Annotated in this window: 27 protein-coding genes and 1 pseudogene; 12 read left to right on the plus strand and 16 right to left on the minus strand. The window is 41.7% G+C overall.

Annotation, left to right across the window (positions count from 1 at the left end):
* The first annotated feature begins 11 nt into the window (after window positions 1-11).
* Together BN3261_RS07050 and BN3261_RS07055 are read left to right on the plus strand one after the other, a co-directional pair.
* A complete protein-coding gene (locus tag BN3261_RS07050; protein ID WP_015525138.1) occupies window positions 12-242 on the plus strand; it encodes a hypothetical protein in 231 nt (76 codons plus the stop codon).
* 174 nt (window positions 243-416) lie between these two features.
* Window positions 417-2,171, plus strand: coding sequence for an alpha-amylase family glycosyl hydrolase (locus BN3261_RS07055; RefSeq protein ID WP_059085854.1), 1,755 nt, complete (start codon window positions 417-419; stop codon window positions 2,169-2,171).
* 220 nt (window positions 2,172-2,391) lie between these two features.
* Here BN3261_RS07055 and BN3261_RS07060 read toward each other — a convergent pair whose 3' ends face one another.
* Window positions 2,392-3,774, minus strand: coding sequence for a citrate/2-methylcitrate synthase (locus BN3261_RS07060; RefSeq protein WP_235812356.1), 1,383 nt, complete (start codon window positions 3,772-3,774; stop codon window positions 2,392-2,394).
* Between the two features lie 310 nt (window positions 3,775-4,084).
* Here BN3261_RS07060 and BN3261_RS18255 point away from each other — a divergent pair.
* The 9 genes and pseudogenes from BN3261_RS18255 to BN3261_RS07105 all read left to right on the plus strand — a co-directional run.
* Window positions 4,085-4,270 (plus strand): annotated as a pseudogene (locus BN3261_RS18255) (purine permease); the annotation flags it as partial.
* A 10-nt stretch (window positions 4,271-4,280) separates the two neighbouring features.
* Window positions 4,281-4,952 carry a response regulator transcription factor gene (locus BN3261_RS07070; RefSeq protein WP_059085856.1) on the plus strand — a complete coding sequence of 224 codons (672 nt, stop codon included), beginning with the start codon at window positions 4,281-4,283 and terminating at the stop codon, window positions 4,950-4,952.
* Window positions 4,949-5,959, plus strand: coding sequence for a HAMP domain-containing sensor histidine kinase (locus BN3261_RS07075; protein WP_059085857.1), 1,011 nt, complete (start codon window positions 4,949-4,951; stop codon window positions 5,957-5,959). Before BN3261_RS07070 ends, BN3261_RS07075 begins: the two co-directional genes overlap by 4 nt.
* A gap of 198 nt (window positions 5,960-6,157) precedes the next feature.
* Window positions 6,158-6,799 carry a GNAT family N-acetyltransferase gene (locus BN3261_RS07080; RefSeq protein ID WP_059085858.1) on the plus strand — a complete coding sequence of 214 codons (642 nt, stop codon included), beginning with the start codon at window positions 6,158-6,160 and terminating at the stop codon, window positions 6,797-6,799.
* A 23-nt stretch (window positions 6,800-6,822) separates the two neighbouring features.
* Window positions 6,823-7,695: a DegV family protein gene (locus BN3261_RS07085; protein WP_059085859.1), complete on the plus strand. Its 873-nt coding sequence runs from the start codon at window positions 6,823-6,825 to the stop codon at window positions 7,693-7,695.
* A gap of 174 nt (window positions 7,696-7,869) precedes the next feature.
* Window positions 7,870-8,217, plus strand: a complete 348-nt coding sequence (locus tag BN3261_RS07090) for a hypothetical protein (RefSeq protein WP_015525145.1) — start codon at window positions 7,870-7,872, stop codon at window positions 8,215-8,217.
* Between the two features lie 4 nt (window positions 8,218-8,221).
* Window positions 8,222-8,794, plus strand: coding sequence for a class IV adenylate cyclase (cyaB, locus tag BN3261_RS07095; protein WP_059085860.1), 573 nt, complete (start codon window positions 8,222-8,224; stop codon window positions 8,792-8,794).
* Between the two features lie 390 nt (window positions 8,795-9,184).
* On the plus strand, window positions 9,185-10,015 hold the full coding sequence (rhaD, locus tag BN3261_RS07100) for a rhamnulose-1-phosphate aldolase (protein WP_059085861.1): 831 nt from the start codon (window positions 9,185-9,187) through the stop codon (window positions 10,013-10,015).
* 159 nt (window positions 10,016-10,174) lie between these two features.
* Window positions 10,175-10,432, plus strand: coding sequence for a hypothetical protein (locus BN3261_RS07105; protein WP_059085862.1), 258 nt, complete (start codon window positions 10,175-10,177; stop codon window positions 10,430-10,432).
* 221 nt (window positions 10,433-10,653) lie between these two features.
* On the opposite strand, the gene BN3261_RS07110 is transcribed toward BN3261_RS07105, so the two are convergent.
* The 11 genes from BN3261_RS07110 to BN3261_RS07160 form a co-directional block, all read right to left on the minus strand.
* Window positions 10,654-11,715, minus strand: a complete 1,062-nt coding sequence (locus BN3261_RS07110) for a tyrosine-type recombinase/integrase (RefSeq protein ID WP_059085863.1) — start codon at window positions 11,713-11,715, stop codon at window positions 10,654-10,656.
* Window positions 11,716-11,938: 223 nt separating this feature from the next.
* On the minus strand, window positions 11,939-12,388 hold the full coding sequence (gene dtd, locus BN3261_RS07115; protein WP_015525153.1) for a D-aminoacyl-tRNA deacylase: 450 nt from the start codon (window positions 12,386-12,388) through the stop codon (window positions 11,939-11,941).
* Window positions 12,385-13,812 (minus strand): AI-2E family transporter, encoded by a 1,428-nt coding sequence (locus BN3261_RS07120; RefSeq protein WP_059085864.1) that lies wholly within the window; start codon window positions 13,810-13,812, stop codon window positions 12,385-12,387. Before BN3261_RS07120 ends, dtd begins: the two co-directional genes overlap by 4 nt.
* Window positions 13,813-13,982: 170 nt before the next feature.
* Window positions 13,983-14,624: a cytidylate kinase-like family protein gene (locus BN3261_RS07125; RefSeq protein WP_059086896.1), complete on the minus strand. Its 642-nt coding sequence runs from the start codon at window positions 14,622-14,624 to the stop codon at window positions 13,983-13,985.
* Window positions 14,625-14,726: 102 nt separating this feature from the next.
* Complete coding sequence (locus tag BN3261_RS07130; RefSeq protein ID WP_059085865.1) at window positions 14,727-15,641, minus strand: RluA family pseudouridine synthase; 915 nt, start codon at window positions 15,639-15,641, stop codon at window positions 14,727-14,729.
* 47 nt (window positions 15,642-15,688) lie between these two features.
* A complete protein-coding gene (gene lspA / locus BN3261_RS07135) occupies window positions 15,689-16,159 on the minus strand; it encodes a signal peptidase II (RefSeq protein WP_242872557.1) in 471 nt (156 codons plus the stop codon).
* A gap of 62 nt (window positions 16,160-16,221) precedes the next feature.
* Window positions 16,222-17,313, minus strand: coding sequence for a 3-dehydroquinate synthase (gene aroB, locus BN3261_RS07140; RefSeq protein WP_059085866.1), 1,092 nt, complete (start codon window positions 17,311-17,313; stop codon window positions 16,222-16,224).
* Window positions 17,314-17,359: 46 nt separating this feature from the next.
* On the minus strand, window positions 17,360-18,085 hold the full coding sequence (locus BN3261_RS07145) for a YlmH/Sll1252 family protein (protein ID WP_059085867.1): 726 nt from the start codon (window positions 18,083-18,085) through the stop codon (window positions 17,360-17,362).
* Between the two features lie 4 nt (window positions 18,086-18,089).
* Window positions 18,090-18,743 (minus strand): cell division protein SepF, encoded by a 654-nt coding sequence (locus tag BN3261_RS07150; RefSeq protein ID WP_021652063.1) that lies wholly within the window; start codon window positions 18,741-18,743, stop codon window positions 18,090-18,092.
* A gap of 24 nt (window positions 18,744-18,767) precedes the next feature.
* Complete coding sequence (locus BN3261_RS07155) at window positions 18,768-19,460, minus strand: YggS family pyridoxal phosphate-dependent enzyme (RefSeq protein WP_059085868.1); 693 nt, start codon at window positions 19,458-19,460, stop codon at window positions 18,768-18,770.
* Between the two features lie 19 nt (window positions 19,461-19,479).
* Complete coding sequence (locus tag BN3261_RS07160) at window positions 19,480-20,922, minus strand: biotin/lipoyl attachment domain-containing protein (protein ID WP_059085869.1); 1,443 nt, start codon at window positions 20,920-20,922, stop codon at window positions 19,480-19,482.
* A 214-nt stretch (window positions 20,923-21,136) separates the two neighbouring features.
* On the opposite strand from BN3261_RS07160, the gene lexA reads away from it, so the two are divergent.
* Window positions 21,137-21,757 carry a transcriptional repressor LexA gene (gene lexA, locus BN3261_RS07165; protein ID WP_015525162.1) on the plus strand — a complete coding sequence of 207 codons (621 nt, stop codon included), beginning with the start codon at window positions 21,137-21,139 and terminating at the stop codon, window positions 21,755-21,757.
* A gap of 176 nt (window positions 21,758-21,933) precedes the next feature.
* Here lexA and rsfS read toward each other — a convergent pair whose 3' ends face one another.
* Genes rsfS through yhbY form a run of 4 tightly spaced genes read right to left on the minus strand, consistent with a single transcriptional unit; the run spans window position 21,934 to window position 23,855 of the window.
* A complete protein-coding gene (rsfS, locus tag BN3261_RS07170) occupies window positions 21,934-22,299 on the minus strand; it encodes a ribosome silencing factor (protein ID WP_015525163.1) in 366 nt (121 codons plus the stop codon).
* Between the two features lie 6 nt (window positions 22,300-22,305).
* Window positions 22,306-22,920, minus strand: coding sequence for a bis(5'-nucleosyl)-tetraphosphatase (symmetrical) YqeK (gene yqeK / locus BN3261_RS07175; protein WP_015525164.1), 615 nt, complete (start codon window positions 22,918-22,920; stop codon window positions 22,306-22,308).
* On the minus strand, window positions 22,907-23,548 hold the full coding sequence (gene nadD, locus BN3261_RS07180; protein ID WP_021652068.1) for a nicotinate-nucleotide adenylyltransferase: 642 nt from the start codon (window positions 23,546-23,548) through the stop codon (window positions 22,907-22,909). Before nadD ends, yqeK begins: the two co-directional genes overlap by 14 nt.
* Window positions 23,549-23,564: 16 nt before the next feature.
* Complete coding sequence (yhbY, locus tag BN3261_RS07185; RefSeq protein ID WP_021978046.1) at window positions 23,565-23,855, minus strand: ribosome assembly RNA-binding protein YhbY; 291 nt, start codon at window positions 23,853-23,855, stop codon at window positions 23,565-23,567.
* Between the last annotated feature and the right edge of the window lies 1 nt (window position 23,856).

The raw sequence follows: 23,856 nt of genomic DNA on the forward strand, positions 1-23,856 counted from the left end.
AAGGCATGTTTATGCGAGAAGAAAAATTTAAAATGGAAAGACAGGGGCTGATACAGGTGGGAGATAAAGTAAAGATCTCCGAATTTCTCTCTGCCACGAACTACAGCTATATCATTGAGCCTGCAGTAGCCATGTCCGGCTGCTACAGAAATGCAGACCGCATCAGATCCAAAGAGGGCATCATCAAAAGCATTGAGCATACGCCACGCGGCTTTATAGTTACTGCAGAATTTGACGAATAAACATATGTCCATCCGATAAGATCCGGCAATTAGCAATATGCCGGATTTTTCGCTGAAAAACTGGCTGATTTATTCTGGATTATATTATAGGAATCTGGTATTATAGAGAAGATATTTGTGTAATTTCTCTAATTATCAGGAAATTGCAAATTTTTAGAACAGAGGTGTAATATTATGAGCTGGTACAACGAAGCAATCTTCTACCATATTTATCCACTTGGACTTACAGGCGCTCCAAAAGAAAATGATTACGGAACTCCTGTACATCGACTGAACACACTGCTGCCGTGGATCGACCACATCAAAGAGATCGGATGTACTGCCTTATATATAGGGCCGCTTTTTGAAAGTGTCGGACATGGCTATGAGACAACCGATTACAAAAAACTGGATTCCCGTCTTGGAACCAATAAAGATCTCACCAATTTTGTAAAAGCCTGCCATGAAAAAGGCATCCGCGTGATCTTTGATGGTGTATTCAACCATACAGGCCGTGATTTCTTCGCTTTTAAGGATATCCAAAAAAACCGTGAGCATTCCCCTTACGTTAACTGGTACTGTAATGTAAATTTCGGCGGAAATACCGAATATAATGACGGTTTTTCCTATGAAAACTGGGGTGGATACAATCTTCTTGTAAAGCTGAATCAACGCAATCCGGAAGTACAGAACTATATCTGTGATGTGATCCATTTCTGGGTTTCCGAATTTGATATTGATGGAATCCGCCTGGATGCCGCTGATGTTCTGGATTTTGATTTCATGCGTATTCTACGTCATACCGCAGATGAGGTTAAGAAAGACTTCTGGCTTATGGGAGAGGTCATTCACGGAGATTACAGCCGCTGGGTAAACGGACAGACTCTTCACAGTGTAACTAACTATGCCCTTCACAAGGCACTTTACAGCGGACATAATGACCACAACTATTTTGAAATTGCTCATACAGTAAAATATCTTCAGAATATGGGAGATCTGGACCTCTACAATTTCGTGGACAACCATGACGTAGAGCGAATTCATACCAAATTGCAGAACAAAGCACATTTTGCTCCTGTACATGTACTTCTTTATACTTTACCTGGCGTTCCAAGCATTTATTACGGCTCAGAATTTGGTATTGACGGAAAAAAAGAAAAATTTTCCGATGCCAGCTTACGTCCGGCACTTGATCTTAACGATTATGCGGATGCTGCAACAAAGAACCCATGTACTGCACTGATCGCAGCCCTCGGAAAGGTCCGCCAGGGAACTCCTGCATTAAGCTACGGTTCCTACGCAGAACTGGCTCTTACAAACCGTCAGTTTGCCTTTGCAAGAGATCTGGAAGGCATACGAGTGATCGTTACTGTGAATAATGATGACAGTGATTCAGAGATGAACCTTCCAACAGGAAGTGCTCCGGAATACGTAGGTGCCCTCACAGGTCAGAAGGTTTCCGCACAGGGCGGACGGATCCGTGTCCGTGTTGCAGCAAACAGCGGTGAAATCTGGCTCCCTGCAGGAGATATGCCGGAATATAAGCCGGTTCAGACTAATGTTCCGGAAACTGCCGCAGCAAAAGAGAACGAAAACGCTGCATCTGAGGCAGAAGAGGAGCAGGCGGCTGAAAACAACACTGTAACAGAAGCTGCCCCGGAAAAAGAAGCTTCAAACGCTGAAAATACAGATAAAGCTTCTGACAATACAGCAAACGCAGCGGATGTTCCGTCAACTCCTGAAGCAGAATCCTCCAATCCACAGGAAACGGAAACGGTCACTGCGCCAAATCCGCACAAAACACCAGAAGAAATGACAGTAGGCGAACTTCAGGCTGCTATCCTTGCAAAAATGGCAGGAAACGGCCCTGTAGACGACCAGATGAAAAAGACCGTATACGACAACATCTGGCATGATTCTCTTGTAAACTGGCTGAAGAGCTTCCGATAGGAAAAGAATAATAAAGTAAGATTCCACAAAAAACAAGGCAATCCGATCATATCTTATGCGGTGAGCCTTGTTTTTTTGTGAAAACAGATATTTATTTTACATAATATATATTATGTATAGTTATGATCCTGTTTTTCTGTAATTTAGGAGAACAAAAAAACAGCAGAGATTTCCAACTTAAATAGATCAGAAATCCCCACTGCTTTTATCATTCTGTTTATTATCTCTCATCAAAAGGTACAAAATCTGCATGATGCCCCACATACTTATAAGCAGGACGGATGATCTTATTGGCACTGATCAGCTCTTCCAGACGATGTGCACTCCAGCCAGGCATACGTGCGATGGCAAAGATCGGAGTAAAAAGTTCTTCCGGAATACCAAGCATTGAGTAAACGAAGCCACTGTAGAAGTCAACATTTGCGCAAACATTTTTGAACAGCTTTCTGTGTTCCATGACCAGTTTTCCGGCAATACCCTCAACCTTATCATAGAGCTTAAATTCATCCATCATTCCTTTTTCCTCTGCAAGAGCCTGTGCGAAACGTTTCAGGATCACTTCTCGCGGATCGGAGAGTGTATAAACTGCATGTCCCATACCATAGATCAGACCTGCATGATCAAATGCTTCTTTATTCAGTATTTTCTGCAGATATGCTATGATCTCCTCATCACTTTCCCAGTCCTTTACATTGGCCTTCAGATCTGTAAACATGTTCTGGACCTTCAGGTTGGCGCCACCATGACGCGGTCCCTTCAGTGAACCGATGGATGCAGAGGTAGAAGAGTAGCTGTCTGTTCCGGAAGATGTTACTACATGTGTGGTAAAAGTAGAGTTATTACCACCGCCGTGCTCTGCATGAAGTACAAGTGCGATATCAAGGACCTTGGCCTCAAGCTCTGTATAATTGCCGTCCGGACGAAGCATCAGAAGGATATTCTCGGCAAGTGAAAGCCCCTTCTGCGGATTGCGGATAAAAAGTGTCTCGTCTTTACGGAAATGACGGTATGCGTGATAAGAGTAAACCGCGATTTCAGGAAGCTTAGCGATCAGTTCCAGAGACTGGCGGAGTACATTCTCCACAGAAATATCTTCCGGGTTATCATCATATGTATAGAGAGCAAGTACACAGCGCTCCATAGCATTCATAATATTGGCATTGGTTCCCTTCATGACAACGTCACGAACAAAACGTCCTCCCAGATCCTCCATGTCAGAAAGAAGCTCAAGAAATCTGGAAAGCTCTTCCTTGCTGGGAAGCTTACCGAAAATCAGAAGATAGATCGTCTCCTCAAAACCAAAACGTCTGTCCTTCAGTCCGTTTACGATATCCTGCACATCGATTCCCCGGTAATACAATGCACCGTCTGCAGGAATACGTCTGCCATTGACCAGCTTATAGCCGGTAACATCGGAAATTTCAGTAAGACCTGTGAGAACACCTTTACCTGCGGAATCACGAAGTCCTCTTTTTACATCGTATTCCACATAAAGGTTGGGATCGATGTGATGATTCTCTACCAGTTCCTTTTCAAAGAATTTCATTCTGCCTTTCAGCTGTTCGGAGTCCTCCAGACTCATCATTTCATGCTTTTTTTCCATAATTTTTTCCTCGTTTCCCCATTGTATATTAAAAAACACTGATACAGTTAAGATTGGTTACATCTTTGTAATCAGTGTTCGGGTATGGCATACATTTGTGTTTACCTGGTTAATAATTCTACAGTAAAAGTTTCGAAAATGCAAGAGGGTATTTCTTTTTTTCGTGTATAAATATTCATAATATGACCTAATTCACCTATTATTACATTTATTCATCAAAATCCGTCTGGTTTCCACAACGAATCTATGTTATGATTATTCCGTAATTTTTCTTATAATAGTAGTTTGTTTCACATCGGACTGCTGCCGCCTATCTCTTTCTCTTGCTGTCGGAATCGGATTCATCACAGCAAGTGAGAGCGGGATCTGGGATATTTTCCCGTCAATCATACAGTCCGTTTTTGCGCAAAATGTAGTTGCTGTTGTATTTATCATATCCATTGTTTTAAGCTGTATCCTGCCTGAAAACATGGACATTGAAAAGATCAAGGAATAGGGATGTAAAAATGTTTAAAATTCTCATTGCGGAAGATGACCTGGAACTCCGCCAGCTTTTCCGGCATGTCCTCTTAAAAAACGGTTATACAGTAAAAGGGGTCTCTGACGGGCAGGAAGCGCTGGATGCCCTGGAAAAAGATTATTACGATCTGATCATTTCGGACATAATGATGCCCAACATGGATGGCTATGAACTGGTCCGCTCACTCAGAGATGCCGGAGATTCCATTCCTGTACTTATGGTCACTGCCAAAGATGCTTTTGATGATATGCGTATGGGATTTCTGTCCGGTACCGATGATTATATGGTGAAACCGGTCAATATCAATGAACTGGTTTTGCGGGTAGGTGCACTTCTCCGCAGAGCACAGATGATCAATGAGCGGAAACAGCGAATCGGAGATACCATTTTGGAGTGCGATTCCCTGACGGTCTCCACCTCCTCGGAAAGTATGGTACTTCCTCAGAAAGAATTCATGCTCTTATATAAGATGGTTTCTTTTCCGGGAAAAATCTTTACCCGGCAACAGCTTATGGATGATATCTGGGGATATGATTCCGCAAGCGATGCCCACACAGTAGATGTCCACATTGGAAGGCTTCGGGAACGCTTTCGCGATAATCCGGATTTTAAGATCGTGACGATCCGTGGAGTTGGATATAAGGTGGTAAAGGCATGAAAAAGAAACTCTTCATAAATTTAAGCATTCGTTTACGTTTTATCTTTATGATCATGTTGGAGCTTGTCTGTGTATCTCTGATATCCTGGCTTGTTATGGATGTACTGCATATTTCAGCTGTTCCGAACATCGTATGGATCATCCTGGCCAGCGTGACCGCAGGGGGTGTCCTTAACAACTTTCTCAGTATCCGGTATTTCGGTCCTGTACTAAAGCTGAAAAAAGCCATGCAACAGGTTGCTGAAGGCGATTTTTCCGTCCGACTGGAAACGGAAAAGCAAATGAAGGAAATCCGGGATATTTATTCTAATTTCAACCTGATGGTCCAGGAACTGGAAGCAACGGAGATTCTGCAGACAGACTTTGTTTCCAATGTTTCCCACGAATTCAAAACTCCCATCAGTGCTATTGAGGGTTATGCAACTCTGCTGCAGGATGATGACATGCCTATATCAGAAGAGCAGGAGCAGTACATCAGCAAAATCCTTTTTAACACCAGAAGGCTTTCCCACCTGGCAGGAAATATCCTGTTGCTGTCCAAGATCGAACACCAGTCGATCCAGACCCGTCAGAACTGGTACCGTCTGGATGAGCAGATCCGACAATCCATTGTTATGATGGAACCGAAATGGTCAGAAAAAGAAATTGAATTTGATGTGGACATGATGGATGTGGAGTATCTTGGAAACGAAAATCTCATCTGTCATGTATGGGACAATCTGCTTTCCAATGCTATCAAATTCAGTCCCTGTGGTGGTACGATCTATATCCGGATGATGCCGGAAGGAGAAAAGATCCGTTTTTCTATAGAAAACGAAGGTCCCCAAATCAGTGAATACTCCATGAAACATATCTTTGACAAATTTTACCAGGGCGACAGTTCCCATAAACAGGAGGGAAACGGTCTTGGACTTGCCCTTGTAAAACAGATCCTGAACCTGTGTAAGGGAACCGTTTCCGTGGAAAATATTCCCGGAAGCGGCTGTCGTTTTACTGTTATACTGTAAAACAAATATTTTACACATATCCATAAAACCAAAAAACAGCGGACACCTTATTTTTCATAAGGTTCTTCCGTTGTTTTTTATTTATATAGACTTTTTCATAAACTTCAACAATTGTTGAGAAACAGTTGATGTTAAGTTGCAGATCATCTTTTAAAGTATAGGATAGTTATTTATGAAAAAATACAGGAGATATGGACTATGTTATTAAAAAAAGCACCTGCCTACCGGAAAGCAGAAAAGGAAGATTTTTCAATAATCCGGGAATTTATCCGAAGAAATTATAAAGACCGCTGGGAGTTTGAGGAAACACATACCGAAAAACGTCTGACCAGACTTTTCTTTTACACCTATATGATATACAGAGATAGCGTTACCGTGGCAACCTACCGTGATCAGGTAGTTGGGGTGCTCATTACCGGTAAAGAATCTCATGGCCATTTTGCCCCGGTTTTCCGTTTGAAAAAAGGCTATCATTTCCTGCGCCTGAAGTTTACTAAGGAAGGCCGGAAGAATCTGGAGCATTTTAACAAACTTCAGGATATGAAAAAACAATTGACTGTTTCCCCGGAGAAACCGACTCCCGGAAATATTCTCTTTCTTTATGTAAGCAAAGATTACCGCAGAAACGGAATCGGTACCGGGCTTCTCAAACAGATTTCAACAGAGAAGGATACGGATTATTCCATATATATGGACCAGCTGGATCAAAGAACCTTTATGGAAAGTCATGGTTTCGTAAAGAAAAACGAGGTTTCCCAGATGCGGGAGCTGAACAAAAAACGTTTCCGGGAAAGTGTAGCTCTTTATAAAAAAGAACCGCGTTGCGAAACACATTCATAAATTACGCAGGAGATAAATGGAAAATGAAAAAAATTGGAATCATGGCTGACAGCCACAGTGGCATTTTAAAACAAGAAGCAGAGGAACTGGATATTCATGTCCTTCCCATGCCTTTTTATCTGAATGGAGAACTGTTTCATGAAGACCTGGATTTTTCCAGAACAGGATTTTATGAGAAGCTGCGTGAAGGAGCAGATGTTTCAACTTCACAGCCTTCCCCACAGGAAGTTATGGAAATGTGGGACGAAATGCTTTTATCTTATGATCAGATCCTCTACATTCCGTTGAGCAGTAGTTTAAGCGGTTCCTGCATGACTGCTGCCGCCTTGTCTCAGGAACCCAAATACGAAAACAAAGTATTTGTGGTAGATAACGGGCGTGTTTCCACCCCCCTTCACCGTTCCATTCTGGATGCGATAGACCTGGTGGAAGATGGATATACAGCACCGCAGATCAAGGATATTCTGGAAGCTTCCCGTGAAAAAACCGTGATCTATGTCGGATTAAGCACACTGGAATATCTGAAAAAGGGAGGCCGTATCAATACCACTACAGCACTGGCCGCAAATCTTCTCAATATCAAACCGGTTATGAAATTTGGAACCGGTAAATTGGATGTTTTTCAGAAATGCAGAGGCATGAAAAAATCAAGAAAAGCCATGATCGATGCTATGCACAGAGAATTGGAAACAACTTTCAAAAAAGAATATGATGCCGGAAAAGTATATCTTATGGCTGCCTCCAGCAGCACTGCGGAAATTACCGCAGACTGGATCTCACAGATCCGGGAAAGCTTTCCGGGAATGGATGTGATGTGTGATGATCTTTCCCTTGGACTTTCCTGCCATATTGGCCCGGACGGACTGGGAATCGGATGTTCCTGCATGCCTTTATAAAAAACGTCTCAATATTTTCTGCAAATAATCCAGGGTTGTGGTATGATATTGTTATCAATACATAACAGGCAGATTTTATCTGTTATTATAGCACTTCCAACCATTCATGTTCTGCACAGCTGAACTTGATGCAGTAATTTCTGGGAGTGCTATGATCAGAAGGGAGAAATTATCATGGCAAAAACAATTAAAGAATTAACACAGGATCTTCTTCAGGCACCATCTGCATGCAAAGAAGTAAAAGAAGCGGCACAGAATTATCTGGATGCGGCAGGAACTGAGAAAGAAGCAGATGCGGCAACTGCTTACGTAAAAGAACTGGAAGCAGATATCATGCCCATCGACGGACTGATCTCTTTTGCAGGTTCTGACATGGGCGCACAGGTATTTGGCGCAGATGACGCAAAAAAGATCCTGGCTCATGCTGAGGAGATCAAAGCTTCCGGTGCAAAATACTGTGACTGCCCAGCATGTGCAGCCTGCGAAGCACTTCTGAACAAAAAAGCAGAAATTCTAAAGTAATCACATGGCCCAGTTTGAAATTGAGATCAAGCTTCCATTAAAGAATCTTAAGGAAACCCTGAAATTTCTGACAGAGCAGGGATTTCAGGAGACAGCACAGATCCAGGAAGAAGATACCTATTTTAACAGTGTCTATCATGATGTAAAAAAACGTGATGAAGCACTGCGTATCCGAACAAGCACAGACTGCAGATCCGGTATTTCTAAGACTCAGATTAATTTTAAGGGGCCCAAACTGGATAAAATCTCCATGTCCCGAATGGAACTGGAAACAGAAGTATCCGATGCAGAAGTGCTTAAAAATATTCTCATCCATCTGGATTTTTCTCCGGTAGCGTCGGTCATGAAAATGCGAAAGTATATGAAATGTGGCAGATTTACCGCCTGTCTGGATCAGGTAGAGGGGCTTGGAGACTTTCTGGAGCTTGAGGTGATCGCAGAGCAGGAAAGTGAGCGGAAAGAAATTTTATCCAAAATGGAAGATCTGCTTGCCATATTGGGATATCACATGTCGGACACTGTACAGACTTCTTATCTCAGTATGCTTCAGCAAAAATTAAATAAAAATCTTCTTTAAACCAGCAGGAATATTTTCGGGTGAGTATCAAAGGTACAGAATACGGAAATGTTCCTGTTTTTTCTTTTCTTACAATTCTTCGGCGTTCCAAGTTTATCTACCATACTATAAATCCCACATCACAAATCAACAACAAACCACATTCAATGTACATGTCATTACTATTGACCAATTGTGTTTTTTGTTGTTTTGTGTTTATTTTCATGTGGTTTATTGAATGTTTACAAGATTTTTCGTATTTTATATGTGGATTTATTTATATTTTTTCAAAAAAGCCCTTTACAAATCCACACAATCGGGCATATAATGAAGTCACAAACAACAAGAAAGCATATTAAAGCAATCGTAAGCACAACAACAAACCACATTTAAACACGGAGGGAATATATTATGAAAATTCTTGAATCTAAATTCGTACAGGGTTTTATCAAAATGGCAGACGATGGATATCAGCAGGGATGGCACGAGAGAAACGGTGGAAACTTAAGCTATCGTCTGAAAGCAGAAGAAGTAGAGATGATCCGTCCACGACTGAACGCACCTGGAGAATGGACCCCTATCGGTGTTGAGGTTCCGGGACTGGCAGGAGAGTTTTTCCTGGTAACAGGAAGTGGAAAATACTTCCGTAATATCATCGTTGACCCGGAAGTATGTCTTGCGATCATTGAGCTTGACGAGACAGGAACCAATTACCGTATCCGCTGGGGTCTTGTAGAGGGAGGAAGACCGACCAGCGAGCTCCCGACACATCTTATGAACCATGAAGTAAAGAAAAAGCTTACCAACGGAAGACATCGTGTTATTTATCATGCACATACCACCAATACCATTGCACTTACCTTTGTTCTTCCTCTGGATGACAAAGTATTCACCCGTGAACTCTGGGAATCTGCAACAGAGTGTCCGGTAGTATTTCCGGATGGTGTGGGAGTTATCGGATGGATGGTTCCAGGCGGAAGAGATATCGCTGTCAAAACTGCTGAACTGATGAAAAAATATGATGTGGTTATCTGGGCGCATCATGGTATGTTCTGCTCAGGCGAGGATTTTGACCTGACCTTCGGACTTCTTCATACCGTTGAAAAATCTGCAGAGATCCTGGTTAAGATCTTATCCATGGCTCCACAAAAACTGCAGACCATCACACCGAATGACTTCCACGCCCTTGCAAAAGATTTCAAAGTAACTTTGCCGGAAGAATTCCTCTACGAGAAAAAATAAATTCTTCGGCTACACAGTTTTATATTATATAACTGTACTCCTATCTGAAACTTTATCAGAAACAACCAAATATTTGCTGATTTTTGCTGATAAATCTGGTATGATAAAAACATATCTGGTTTATCAGCCAATTAATTTCAGAAAGGATATGGATAAGGTATGGAAGAATTATATAAAGCGATCGAAGAGAAGATCAAGGCAAGCGGATACCCGCGAAAGATTTCCGGAGAGGAAGTTTACGACGACATCTGCGATCAGATTGATGGGAAAGAGAATGGAAGCTATGTGCTGCTTTCCAAATTTGATGATGATGTGATCTTTGAATATCATATCACAATTATGGACAGTGAATTTAATCTGGGTGTTCTTACCATGCGTACTCCGGAGGGTGTATTTGAGACAGATTTTGATAAATAAGTTAAGTACGGATTTTGATTTTGGGTCATGGATATAATACAGATGTCCATAATCACTGCTTAAGGTTTTTTGAACCCTACAGGGAATTTGAGATTTTCTTGATCTGATTAAATATATAGAGGCAGTTGATTTACATAATTTATATTATGTGAACTAACTGTCTCTATATTTATATGCAATGCATGTCAAACGAATCAGTTGCTCCGCAGTCCCATTATTCATCAGTCCTCGCGAAGACGTACCGCCTTGGCCGCCTGACGCCGTCTGGCATCATCCAGAGCCGCATAATGCTTCTTAGTAGTATTGACATCCTTATGACCCAAAACATCCGCTACAAGGTAAATATCACCGGTTTCCTGGTACAGGGCAGTACCATAGGTGCTGCGAAGCTTATGCGGGGTGATCTTTTTTGTAGTTGTGATCTCCCTGGCATATTTTTTAACCAGATTCTCGATAGCCTGAACACCGATCCGGCGGCGTTGGGTAGAATAGAAGAGAGCGTGCTCATGGCCTGCCAGAGGCGTAATATTCTCCCTGACTTCCAGATATTTCTTCAACGCTTTTTCTACTTCAGGACCAAAGTATACAACCATTTCATTTCCGCCTTTTCGGGTAACTTTGATTCCATTGTTTTTGAAGTCTACATCCTCAACATCCAGTCCGACACATTCCGATACTCGGATCCCGGTACCAAGAAGGAGAGTAACAATAGCAAGATCTCTGTCCTTCGTTTTTTCATGGTACATCCGTTTCTGCCCGGTCAGCGTATCTCCGCAATGCTCAATATAATCCAGCAGCATGACAACCTCATCTGTATCCAGACGGATAATATTCTTATCATGGATCTTGGGCACATCGATCAGAACAGACGGGTTGGTGGTGATCATTTCATGTTTATAATAGTAAGCATAAAAACTTCTTAAAGCAGAAATTTTACGTTTGACGCCACGTTCACCATTTGTTTCCGTTTTGGAAGAGTCCGCGGATTTATAAACTTTGAGAAATTCTTCATATTCCTCAAGATCAACAGCCTTGACCTGATCCAGAACATCAACTGTGAAATCCGACATGGTTTTGTCTTTGAACATTGGATTTTGCTCCAGTAAAAACTGGAAAAATATACGAATGTCATATGCATAGGAAATTCTGGTCTTGGTTGTAGTCGTTGCATCAATAGCCCGGAAATAATCCCTGCAAAATGGCGGAAGCGTTTTTAAAACCTCACGGAGTTTTAAAGTATTGTCAATGTCATTTTGTTCGTGGTAAGTAATTTTGTTATCCATAAAAACTCCTTAATATATAAATTTTACATAATTTGCAGGAAATACCTGAAACACCTGTTAAAAGAAGTGGTTTTATACCCATCTATATCTATACGACAAACCCGAGTTTTTCAAATAGATAGGTAGTATAAACAGCTACTTCCTGCAAAATTGCCTGTTTTTGATAAATTTTCAAGTAAATAAAGTGCCTCCTTATGGAAGCACTTTTTATTATTATTTGTCGTTACCCTCTGAGGTTTTCATCAAAAATAACGGTAAACGGTCCGTCATTTTCCAAAGATACTTTCATATCTGCACCAAAAATTCCGTGTTCCACAACCGGAACCTGTTTACTGGCTTCCGAAATAATATATTCATATAATTTATTTGCTTCATCCGGTGCACCGGCTTCTATAAAGCTTGGACGATTTCCCTTACGGCAGTTTGCATATAAGGTAAACTGTGAAACCAAAAGCAATTCCCCGTTTACATCTGCCAGAGACAAATTGGTCTTTCCATTTTCATCCTCAAAAATACGAAGTCCCAAAAGTTTTTTCAGATACCAGTCTGCATCCTCTTTGGTGTCCTCACGGCCAACGCCGATCAGAACAAGAAACCCTTTTCCGATTTTTCCGACAATTTCTCCGTCTACTTTGACTTCTGCATGATTTACACGCTGAATTACAAATTTCATAACCTGTTCTTCCTCCGTCTCCGTCTGTTTTTCTGCTTCAATCGAAAGCCTATATATTTCGCCTGAATAAATTTAACTAAAAATGTAAACATTCGTTTAATTTCATCCCAAGCCCCGGACCAGATTCTGTTTTTTTCCGCTTTTACTGTAACTTCCTGTGCTTTTGATACGGATTTTTTCACCGGCATTGGCAGGACCTTTCCGGAAACGGGGTCTACACAATCAATATCTCTATAAAACTCAGCATCTGCAGACATATCTTTTTCATCAAGACTACGTCCGATCAGCTTCCATACGGCAGCATTCAGCACAGCAAATACCGGAACTCCAACGATCATTCCCGGAACTCCAAATAAACCACCACCGACCATGATTGCAACAATAACCATAAAGCTGGACAGTCCGGTCGACTCACCCAGGATCTTTGGTCCAAGGATATTTCCGTCAAACTGCTGAAGAATCAGAATAAAGAGCAGGAAATACAAACTCTGAATGGGATCTACCAGCAAAATAAGAAGAAAACACGGAACTGCTCCCAGATATGGCCCGAAAAACGGAATAACATTTGTAACACCGACGATCACACTGACCAGAATCGCATATGGGGTTCCGATGATCGATGTTCCAACATAACACAATACACCGATAATTGCGGAATCCAGGATCTTTCCGCTGATAAATCCACCAAAGGTTTTATGCGTAAAACGCATGGAATGAACAAGAAAGGTTGCCCATTTGGTTGGAAGAACTGCATAAACAGCCATTTTTGCCTTGGCAACAAATCCCTCTTTATCCGCCAGTATATAAAGAGATACGATCGCTCCAATAAGGAAATTCTTCAAAAAAACAAGAAGATCCAGAAAGCTTGCGGATATATTTTTCATCATAAACTGCATCTGGGGAAGGATCGTATTTGTCAGATACTCCTGTAATCTGCTGGAATACTGATTGATCTGGCTGATCATATCCGGATTCAGTTTCCATCCCTTTTCCACGACGGAGTTTAACCAGTTTTCCACTACACTTACGTAATGAGGAAAACTGTAAATAATATTCATGATGCTTCGAATCAATTGAGGAAGGATCATCATGACAAGGGCATAAATGACCAGAAACATAAGAAATACAGAAAGGATCACACAGATCCAGCGTACTACTTTTCTCCCCTTTTTCTGAAGTGCTTTATTCCTTTTTTCAAAAATCGGAAAAATGATCTTCCTCTCCAAAAAATTAACAATGGGAGTTAGCAGATATGCTATGGCAGCTCCGTAAATGATCGGCGCCATAATACCGAAAAATGTTTTAATTCCGGTGATCAGAGATTTCATATGGAAAATCCCGTAATAAAATAAAATACTGGCAGCAATAACCAGAAATGCAGTCACACCTAACTGCACATAACGATGGTTCCAACGAATTTTCATAGTAATTTCCTCCACCAGGTGATTATAACATAGCATCTCTGGTTTGTGTCTAAAAAAAACATAAACATTATTTTCCAATAACCTGCAAAGATAAATTCCGACTTCAGGGTATCGCGCTGATACAGAAAACACCCCGCCATAAAATGGCAGGGTGCCTAAAAATCTGATGTTTATTTTTTCAGGCTGTCATAAATGTGAATGGCTTCGATGATTGCCTTCGCAGTTCCATCAATGCCAAGCTTGCTGCTATCCAGACAAAGATTATAGCTGTCCGCAGATCCCCATTTCTTGTTGGTATAATAATTATAGTAGCTGGAACGGCTTTTGTCTGTTTTGTTGATCATGTCCTTGGCCTCTTTGGCATTTTTATTGTATTTCTGAGCAATACGGTTGATACGCCAGTCAAGGTTTGCATGAACAAATACACTGAAACAATTCGGATTATCTGCAAGTGCATAATCCGCACATCTGCCGACCATTACACAGGGACCTTCTGAAGCCAGCTTCTTGATTGCCTCAAACTGTGCAAGAAAAATCTTATGGTTCATAGGCATGTCTGTAAATCCGGCTGAGGAATACCCAAATGAATAAGTATCCATTACAAGAGAATAAAGAAAACTGTTTGTTGGCTTCTCATCATGATGCTCAAACAGCTCCTTGCAGATCCCACTGTCATTGGCTGCGTGCTCCAGCAGCTCTTTATCATAACATTTGATTCCAAAATATTTAGCAACTTCCTGGCCGATCTGTCTTCCGGCGCTGCCATATTTACGACCGATAGTAATAATAGAACTTGTTGTATTGTTACTCATAACAGCCACATCCTTTCTGCTCAGATTCAGCGAATTTGCAAATATTAACTCCGCTTCCTCTTTAATATAGTTATTATACACTACATTCCACAAGTTTTCCAGCTATTTTCGCAATTTTGTCAGCAATTTAACAAAATATTCCGGAAGTGGGGCTGTAAATTCCATATATTCCCTGGTACGTGGATGAACAAATCCAAGGATCATTGCATGAAGTGCCTGTCCCTCCAGATGATAGAGATTTCTGGATGAACCATACACCGTGTCCCCAAGAAGCGGATGTCCGATACTGGCCATGTGCACACGGATCTGGTGGGTACGACCTGTTTCAAGACGACATTCCACATACGTGGCCTCGCCAAAACGTTCCAGCACTTTGTAATGTGTTATTGCATCTTTACCATTTTTATGATTGATGGCCATTTTTTTACGATCTGTCGGATGCCGTCCAATAGGTCCCTCTATGGTTCCCTCATCCTCTTTCAGATTTCCCTGCACAACTGCCCGGTAGCGTCTGCGGATACTGTGACATTTCAGCTGTTCTGCCAGATCCCGGTGAGCAATATCATTTTTGCATACCAACAGTGCCCCGGTGGTATCCTTATCAATTCTGTGGACAATTCCAGGCCGCATCACTCCGTTAATACCGGAAAGGCTGTCACCACAATGTGCCATAACTGCATTGACCAGTGTTCCCTGATAATGCCCGGCTGCAGGATGTACAACCATCCCTTTGGGCTTATTAACGATCAGTACATCTTCATCCTCGTAAAGAATATCCAACGGAATATCCTCCGGAACGATATCCGGCTCACTGGAATCCGGGATCTCCAGATGGATCCTGTCATTTTCACGGACCTTATAATTAGATTTGGCAGCCTTCTCTCCCACGGTAATCTGTCCTTCTTTCAGAAGTTTCTGAAGGAAAGACCTGGAAAGACCGCTGTCTTTCTCAGCAAGATAGCGGTCGATTCGTATACCTGATTCTTCTTTTTCTACTGTATAATCATATATTTCCATTTATATCTCCTACAAGAACAGACAAATGCATTATATCTCTGCCCGGATCATTGTTTGATATTCAGAAACGCAAAATCATCATCTCTGTATTTCGTGCATACAAACAGGATCAGAAAAATTCCACTTACAACCACATAAACATCCGCAAGATTAAATACCGGAAAATCGATCAGGGAGAAATAGATAAAATCGATCACATACCCTCTGAAAAAACGATCAATAAAATTTCCCAGTGCACCAGCTGCAAGTACTGTAGCAATGGTGAGCAACGGCAGATAAAACCGCTCTTTCGGAATACGGATCCATGCATAGAGGATCACTCCCAGAAACAGTACACTCACAATGGCAAAAAAGAGTACACTTCCCTGAAACATTCCAAACGCAATTCCCCTGTTTTCCGGATAGAGATAATGAAGTTCAAGTACGCCAGGAATCAGCGAAACCGATGGTTGTCCTTTCAGATACAGATATGACAGCCATTTTGCTCCCTGATCCGCAGCCACGAGTAAAATCAGCAAAAAAATGTCCCCCAACATACACTTACTAAAAGACATTTTCTGATGATGGTTAACACGACTGATCATAGAGTTATCTCCTGAATACAGGAAAGCAGTTCTTCATCGGTAACTGTTTTGTCGATAAAGCTTTTTCCGATACCATCCATCAGGATAAACCTGATATGTCCCTGTTCCATTTTTTTGTCTTTCTTTGTTGCGGAAAGAACTTCTTCCGGGATAAGACCATCTACATGCACCGGAAGATCGTAATCCGAACATCCCTGGCAGATTTCCTGATATTCTTCTTTGGTCAGAAGTCCTCGTTTCATGGAAAGATATGCCGCAGCTACCAGTCCGACTCCCACACACTGTCCGTGGAGCAGGGTGAAATTCTTAAGTTTTTCTACTGCATGCCCCACAGTATGTCCCAGGTTAAGAAGCGCACGCTCTCCCTGTTCCTTAGGATCACGCTCCACAACGCCTGCTTTGATCTCACAGCATCTGCGTACCATTCTGGCAATCTGTTCCATATCCAGCTTTTTGATCCCTTTCTGCTCACAGCATACATAGCGGAAAAAATCTCCATCACAGATCAATCCTGTTTTTAAAATCTCACCCATTCCGCAGGCAAACTGTTCTGCCGGAAGCGAAGAAAGAGTGCTTAGATTCATATATACAAGACGTGGCTGGTGAAAAGCTCCTACCATGTTTTTGTACTGCTGAAAATCTACGCCGGTTTTTCCGCCAACGCTGCTGTCTACCTGTGCAAGCAGTGTTGTCGGTACCTGAATGAAGTCAATCCCCCTGAGATAAGTTGCCGCGCCAAATCCGGTAAGGTCCCCTACCACACCACCGCCTAATGCAACAAGCAGACTTTTTCGGTCAAGACCATTTTGGATCAGGGCCTGATACAATGCCGAAACGGTATTAAGGTTTTTGTTTTTTTCTCCTGCCTCAAAGGTGAACACAGAAATATCGGAACTTACCTCACTTAAAACCTGTTTTACAGATTCTTCATACAGTGGTCCCACATTAGAATCTGTTACAATGCAGATTTTTCTGTCAACAAGTCCTTCTTCCTTCATAACCTGCGCCAGATTAGAAAAATCTTCTTCAAAACAGATGGGATAATGAAAATCACCTTCTCGTTTTACAAGTAATTTTGATGCTGTCATTGCGTTTTCCTCCTAGCTGTTCAGATATAAAGCAGAATCCGTACCCCTAGACGTCCTTTTTTGTCTGACGGGATACTCCATCATAAATAAAACGTCCCTTTTTCCGAACGGATATGATGTCTCCCTCTTTGGGCTCATAACCATTGGATGTGATCAGTTTTCCATTTACAAAAACAAGCCCCTCTTCAATACAATGCACAATACTGCTTCTGGAAGTCCCAAAAGCCAGTGCGATCAGAGAATCCAGGCGTACGGACGCACAGGTTCCACTAACTGGTTTCAGTTCCGGCCTCGGAAGATCACCCGGATCTTCTATCTTCGACGCCACAACTGTGGTATGTCTTACACGACACAGATTCTCCAGAAAAAAATCTGTCATCTGACGCAGACAGAAAAAGCTCGCAGTATGATCTTCTATAAGAATATCCCCAACAACACTCCTGTCAACCCCAAGATTCAGGATCGCTCCCAAATAATCCCGATGTGTCAGATCTTCTGAAAATTTCACTGCTTTTGGCTCAAGCCGGATGCAATCAATGGGATAATCCCATGTAAAAGCAAGAGCATCAGGGTGAAAGGCTACCATCTGACGCTCTGCATTCTCATATCCGCCAAAACCTTCCGCTGTAACACCCAGCTTATGAAAATTCTGACTGTTTAAAATATTCCGTTCATTTAAATTAAGAAAATCCGTAAATGTGGTAATATCTCTCTGATAGGCCAGATTTGCCAGTTCACGGATTCTCTTAACAAAAAGTTCTTCTTTATCCATGAGGTTAATAACCCACTCTAACAGACGGCACAGAACCGCCAAGAATATTCTGAAGATCACCTGTAATATCTACATTATATGGTCCAAGTACAAAAATATAGCTGGATACCTGCTGAAGGCTTCCTCCAAGTGAATAACATGCACCGGAAGTAAAATCAATGATCCTCTGTGCAAGCTCCACATCGATTCCTTCAAGATTCAGGATCACGGTAGAATTATCGACCAGTGTATCCGCAATTTCTCTTGCTTCCTCCATGGTTGTAGGCTTGATCACACAAACTTCCATATTTGCAGCCTGGGAAGAACGCTTGCTTGTACGCATTGGGGTGATTTTGGAAGAAGGTGCCGGTCTGGAAATACGTTCCTGCCTTGCCGGGGCCTTGGCTGCAGCTGTCTTTGCAGATGACTTGGCAACAGGTGCCTTAACCGTTTCATCTTCCGGCTCATCCTCCAGAAAATCCTCTTCCTCGTCATTTTTTTTCTTGGAAAATTTCTCAAAAAATTTCTTCTTTGGTTTCTCTTCCATATCATCATCTTCATCGAGGAAATCGTCATCATAATCGTCCTCATCCTCAAGAAGGCTATCATCTAACAATTCGTCATCGTCATAATCGTCGTTCAGTTTGATGGCATCTAAAAACTTGTCTAAAACGCCCATTTTAAATCTCCAATCTTATTAGTCTTATAATGCGTAATTTCTTGCACCAAAAATACCAGTGCCTACACGCACCATCGTAGCGCCCTCCTGCACGGCAACCATGTAATCTCCGGTCATTCCCATACTCAGAACACTCATAGTAACATTATTAATGTTTTTAGCAGCAATGTCAACACTTAATTTCTTAAGTTCACGGAAAATTTCGCGATTTTCCTCTGCATTATCAACATAGGGAGCAATTGTCATGAGCCCCTTTATCTGAATGTGTGAAAAATCTGAGATCTGTTCTATAAGCGGTAAAACTTCTTCCGGTTTCAGACCAAATTTACTTTCTTCCTGCGCTACATTTACTTCTATAAGGATCGGAACAATAACCGCTTTTTTCGCTGCTTCTTTTTCAATCGTCTCGGCCAGGCGAAGCGAATCTACAGAATGGATCATTGCAACTTTATCCACAATATATTTTACTTTATTACGCTGAAGATGTCCGATCATATGCCATTTGACATCTGAAGGCATCTGATCATATTTATCCACGATCTCCTGCACTTTGTTCTCTCCAAAGACACGTGCTCCGGCATCATAAGCCTCCTTCAGCATCTCCACCGGTTTGGTTTTGCTTACTGCGATCAGTGTGACTTCATTCGGATCTCTGTTAATTTTATTGCAGGATTCATTAATATTTTTCTGCACCTGTGCCAAATTTTCCGCTACCATGATATAAATCCTCCTTTAATTAGTAAAGTATATCCTGTTCACTTACTTTATCTGCATTTTTCACAATACGGTCATATCGGACAAGCCCATTATAGGTTTCCTTTGATACAACCGCATATTCCTCATTTTCATCCAGGATCTCGATCCGGCGGAATACCGCATATCCCTGATTGACACAGAAAACTCCCTCCAGAACTTCTGTATCTCCGATGATAAACTTCTCTCCACTATCCGGCTCAACAAGAGCATCGCCTTCTTTAAATTTATTCTTGTCTACGTAATAAATATAGCTTGTTTCCTGTGTTTCTTTGTCTGTGATCTCATCACGGCCATAGATACCGGCATTGACAAAGGTTGTCGTACTGTCGCCTTTTTTATTTCTGCCGGAAAGCATAAATCCGGATTGCTGTGTTTCATCATCCGTCGTAAGATATTTGGAAGGTATTGCATAAAACTCCTTCGTTACGATAGAAGATAACGGGATCTTTAAACCTGTCACATTGTTCGTGACAAGTTCTATTTCCAGAAACCGGTCTGACGCATATCGGATCAGTCCCTTATTAAAATCAATCTTACCGTATTTAGCCCCATCGATCTCCATGATTGAAAAGTCTCCTGTCTGCGTCAGATCATCTTTCAGGAACTTGACGCGGATCGATGTACGCTCCTTCAGATTAGCAGCCTGCTTCTCACTTAAAGGAATCAAAAGACTCCAGCGTTCATCTGTAATGATCGTATAAATATCATCTCCGGCCTTTATCTGTCCATCTGTTTTCAGATCCGTTTCCTGATAGGAATTCTGATCAAAATCAGCAGCTGTGACATTATCAACGGTTTTGGTTTCGTAGCCATCTGTAGAATACAGGATGATCCCGTCTGTCTGCGCACGGCGGATATTTGGATCACTGGAAACTATAGTTGTAACTGTGGCTTCCTCTCCATCTTCAGACGTCGTGCTTGCAGAAGAAGCTCCCGAACTGTCTGAAGCATACTGAAGGATGTTTCCATTGAGCTGATATTTAAAACTATAGGCACTGTTGAATTTGCTGGGATCAAATCCTTTGGAAAAGCTTTGCATATTACTGCGTATATCCGCCAGTTCCTCTCTGCTCAGAGAGGTTACATTGTCTGCAGATCTTGAACTGTTCAGGCTGTAGACAGCACCGTTGGCATTGATCTTGGTACCTTCCCTTGCGTAATATGTAACGTAACCGCCCGCATCTGCCTGCACTACGTTCTCTGTCATGATCGCCAGCCCTGTGTATGTCTCATTCATGGATAACGGACCGGAGGGAACCTGATAAGATTCCATATGAGAAGCTGTAAGATAAAGAATCACACTAAAGATCATATAGATAAAAATTGCTCCGAACATTACAGTTCCAATGTTCAGACCAAAAATTTTACGAAGCTTTGCTAAGAATCCCGGAGTTTTTCCGGAATGTACTTTATTATCCGGCAAATGAATGCCTCCTTTACATCGTTCATCTCTTAAAGTTCGTTTTATTGTAACATTTTATTTAAATGAATACAAGCTTTAAAACGTGCGAACATACTTTCCGAATATCCGTTTGCCATTTTTTCAAAAGTATGTTATACTATTCAAAATATAATTTCGTGATGCTGTCATATTATGGTCGACAGCAGATAAAATCAACCCAGGGAGGTAAGTACACATGACATATGGCAGAATCAGTAAAAAGCAGCAGGAAATACTGGATTATATGAAAAATGAGATCCTTAACAGAGGTTTTCCGCCCTCCGTCCGTGAAATCTGTGAAGCAGTAAACCTGAAATCCACATCTTCCGTTCACTCCCATCTGGAAGCTCTGGAAAAAAACGGATATATCCGCAGAGATGCCACCAAGCCCCGTGCGATCGAGATCATTGATGATAATTTCAATCTGGTCCGCCGCGAGGTTGTCAATGTTCCTCTTGTAGGCACTGTTGCTGCCGGACAGCCGATCCTGGCAGTGGAAAATATCGATGCTTACTTTCCGATCCCGGCTGAATATATGCCCAATGAACAAAGTTTCATGCTGACTGTCAAAGGCGACAGTATGATCAATGCAGGTATTTTTGATGGAGATCAGGTTCTTGTAAAGCAGCAGGCGACAGCAGAAAATGGCGACATGGTAGTTGCTCTGATCGATGATTCTGCAACAGTTAAGACTTTCTACAAAGAAAATGGTTATTATCGACTTCAGCCGGAGAACGACAATATGGAACCGATCATCATCACCGGTAATCTGCAGATCCTCGGCAAAGTATTTGGTGTATTTCGTTTCTTTTCATGAAAATATAAACAACAGATCCCACCCAATGTAATGTGATCTAAAAAGAGAGATATCTTTAAGGTAGCTGTACAGCCCCACAAAGATATCTCTCTTTTTTTTCAGCAGAAAACTTCTGCTTTTTGATTTCTTCTTATTTAGTTCACATAATATTTTACAGTAAACCAATATAACAAATTTTACTCATTCTCACCAAGAAATTCTTCCGCATCAAGAATCTTGCCGTCTCTCCAGATCCTCTCAAGATCGTAGAAAAGTCTGTTTTCCTCATCAAAGATATGGATGATCATGTCACCGTAATCCATGAGGACCCAGCTGGAGTTTCTGGTTCCCTCGATCTGTTTTGCTTCATATCCGGCACGGCCAAGCATTTCATCTGCATTGTCAACCATTGCCTGTACCTGATTCTGGTTGGAAGCACTTGCGATCACAAAATAATCTGCGATCACGGAAACCTCATGGATATCAATGATCTTGATATCCTTTGCTTTTTTATCATCCAGTGCCTTGCAGGCGATCCGGACCATCTCTTTTTCGATACTCATAGAATTTTAATCCTCCTGTCTGTTGGCTGCATCCTGCATTTTTCTGTCATGGAGTTCTTTATAATAAACATAAGCATCCCTGGTCGTACTGTCGATTTCCTTGGGATTTTCCTCCAGATATTCCAGTGTATCCTTTAAAATCTCATACATACACTCATCCAGATCTTCAAAAGCAATCTTTCGCACCTTCGCAAGATTCGGAGCTTTGTCACGCATTGGTTCAATATAATCTGAAATATATACGATCTTCTCAAGAAGGCTCATTCCCGGTCTTCCTGTTGTATGATAAGTGATCGCTGTCAGGATCTCTTCGTCTTTAATATCATATTTACTGCTGGCCACATAAGCCCCCAGTTTGGCATGAAGAAGAAACGGATGATCCTTTTCAAAATCTGATACCGGAATATCATGCTGGCTGCACAGCTTCAGTTTCTTTTTATTAGGAATACACTTTGCACTGTCATGAAGAAGTCCTGCAGCCTGTGCATCCTCCAGATCATAATCATAAACCATGGCAAGTGCAGCACAAGTGTACATAACCCCCATTGTATGCTCAAATCTGGCCTCATCCAGATATTTGGAAAGTTTCTTTTTTATCTTGATAAAATCATATTTTCCCATCTGAATCATTTCCTTTATAGATATCGTTTTTCTCAATATAGGAAATCACAGGCTTGGGAACATAATAGCGGAGACTCTGCCCGCTTTCATGCCAGGAACGGAGCAGCTCACTGGAAACATCAATATTCATGGTATCCAGTCGAATAAAATTCCCGTTATACTTCTGTGACAGAAGTTGCATCTGCTGATCAAGTTCCTTCAATGGAGTATGATCTCTGGTTGCCACTACCAGTACTGCTTCCTGACAAATGCGTTCCGGTTCCATCCAGGTATCAAAATTAAAAAGCGAATCTGCACCGATGATAAAATAATACTCTGTGTCCGGATTCGCTTTATTCAGCTGTTCCAGAGTCCGGTAAGTATACGTATAGCCTTCCTCATGCATCTCGATCAGAGACAGCTCAAAGTGAGGATTATCCTCTATGGCAAGACGGACCATTTCCGCACGCTGTTCATCAGTCGCTCTGCCCTTACGGTTCCGTTTATGAGGTGGATTTCCGCAGGGCATGAACAAAACTTTATCAAGCTCAAGCTGTTCATAGGCTTTTTCTCCCAGGATCAAATGACCCATATGAATGGGATCAAAAGTACCACCCATGATTCCTATTTTTTTTGTTGCTTTGCTCATTTATAACCTCCCGAGATTACGGAAGAATGATTTTTTTCTTGTCCTTTTTACCTTCTCTGTAGAGAACGATCTTTTTACCGATCACCTGTACTACCTGAGATCTTGTTCTCTCTGCAAGAACCTGTGCCATTTCACGTGGATCCTCCAGACAGTTCTGAAGAACGCTGATCTTGATCAGCTCTCTTGCTGCAAGAGCTTCCTCAACAGCAGCGGTATTTTCAGGAGTAAGACCACCCTTGCCAAGCTGAAGGATCGGATCCATTGTCATGGCAAGGCCTTTTAAATATGCTCTCTGCTTACTTGTCATT

It is taken from the genome of Blautia massiliensis (ex Durand et al. 2017), assembly GCF_001487165.1.
In the GTDB taxonomy this organism is placed as follows: Bacteria; Bacillota; Clostridia; order Lachnospirales; family Lachnospiraceae; genus Blautia_A; species Blautia_A fusiformis.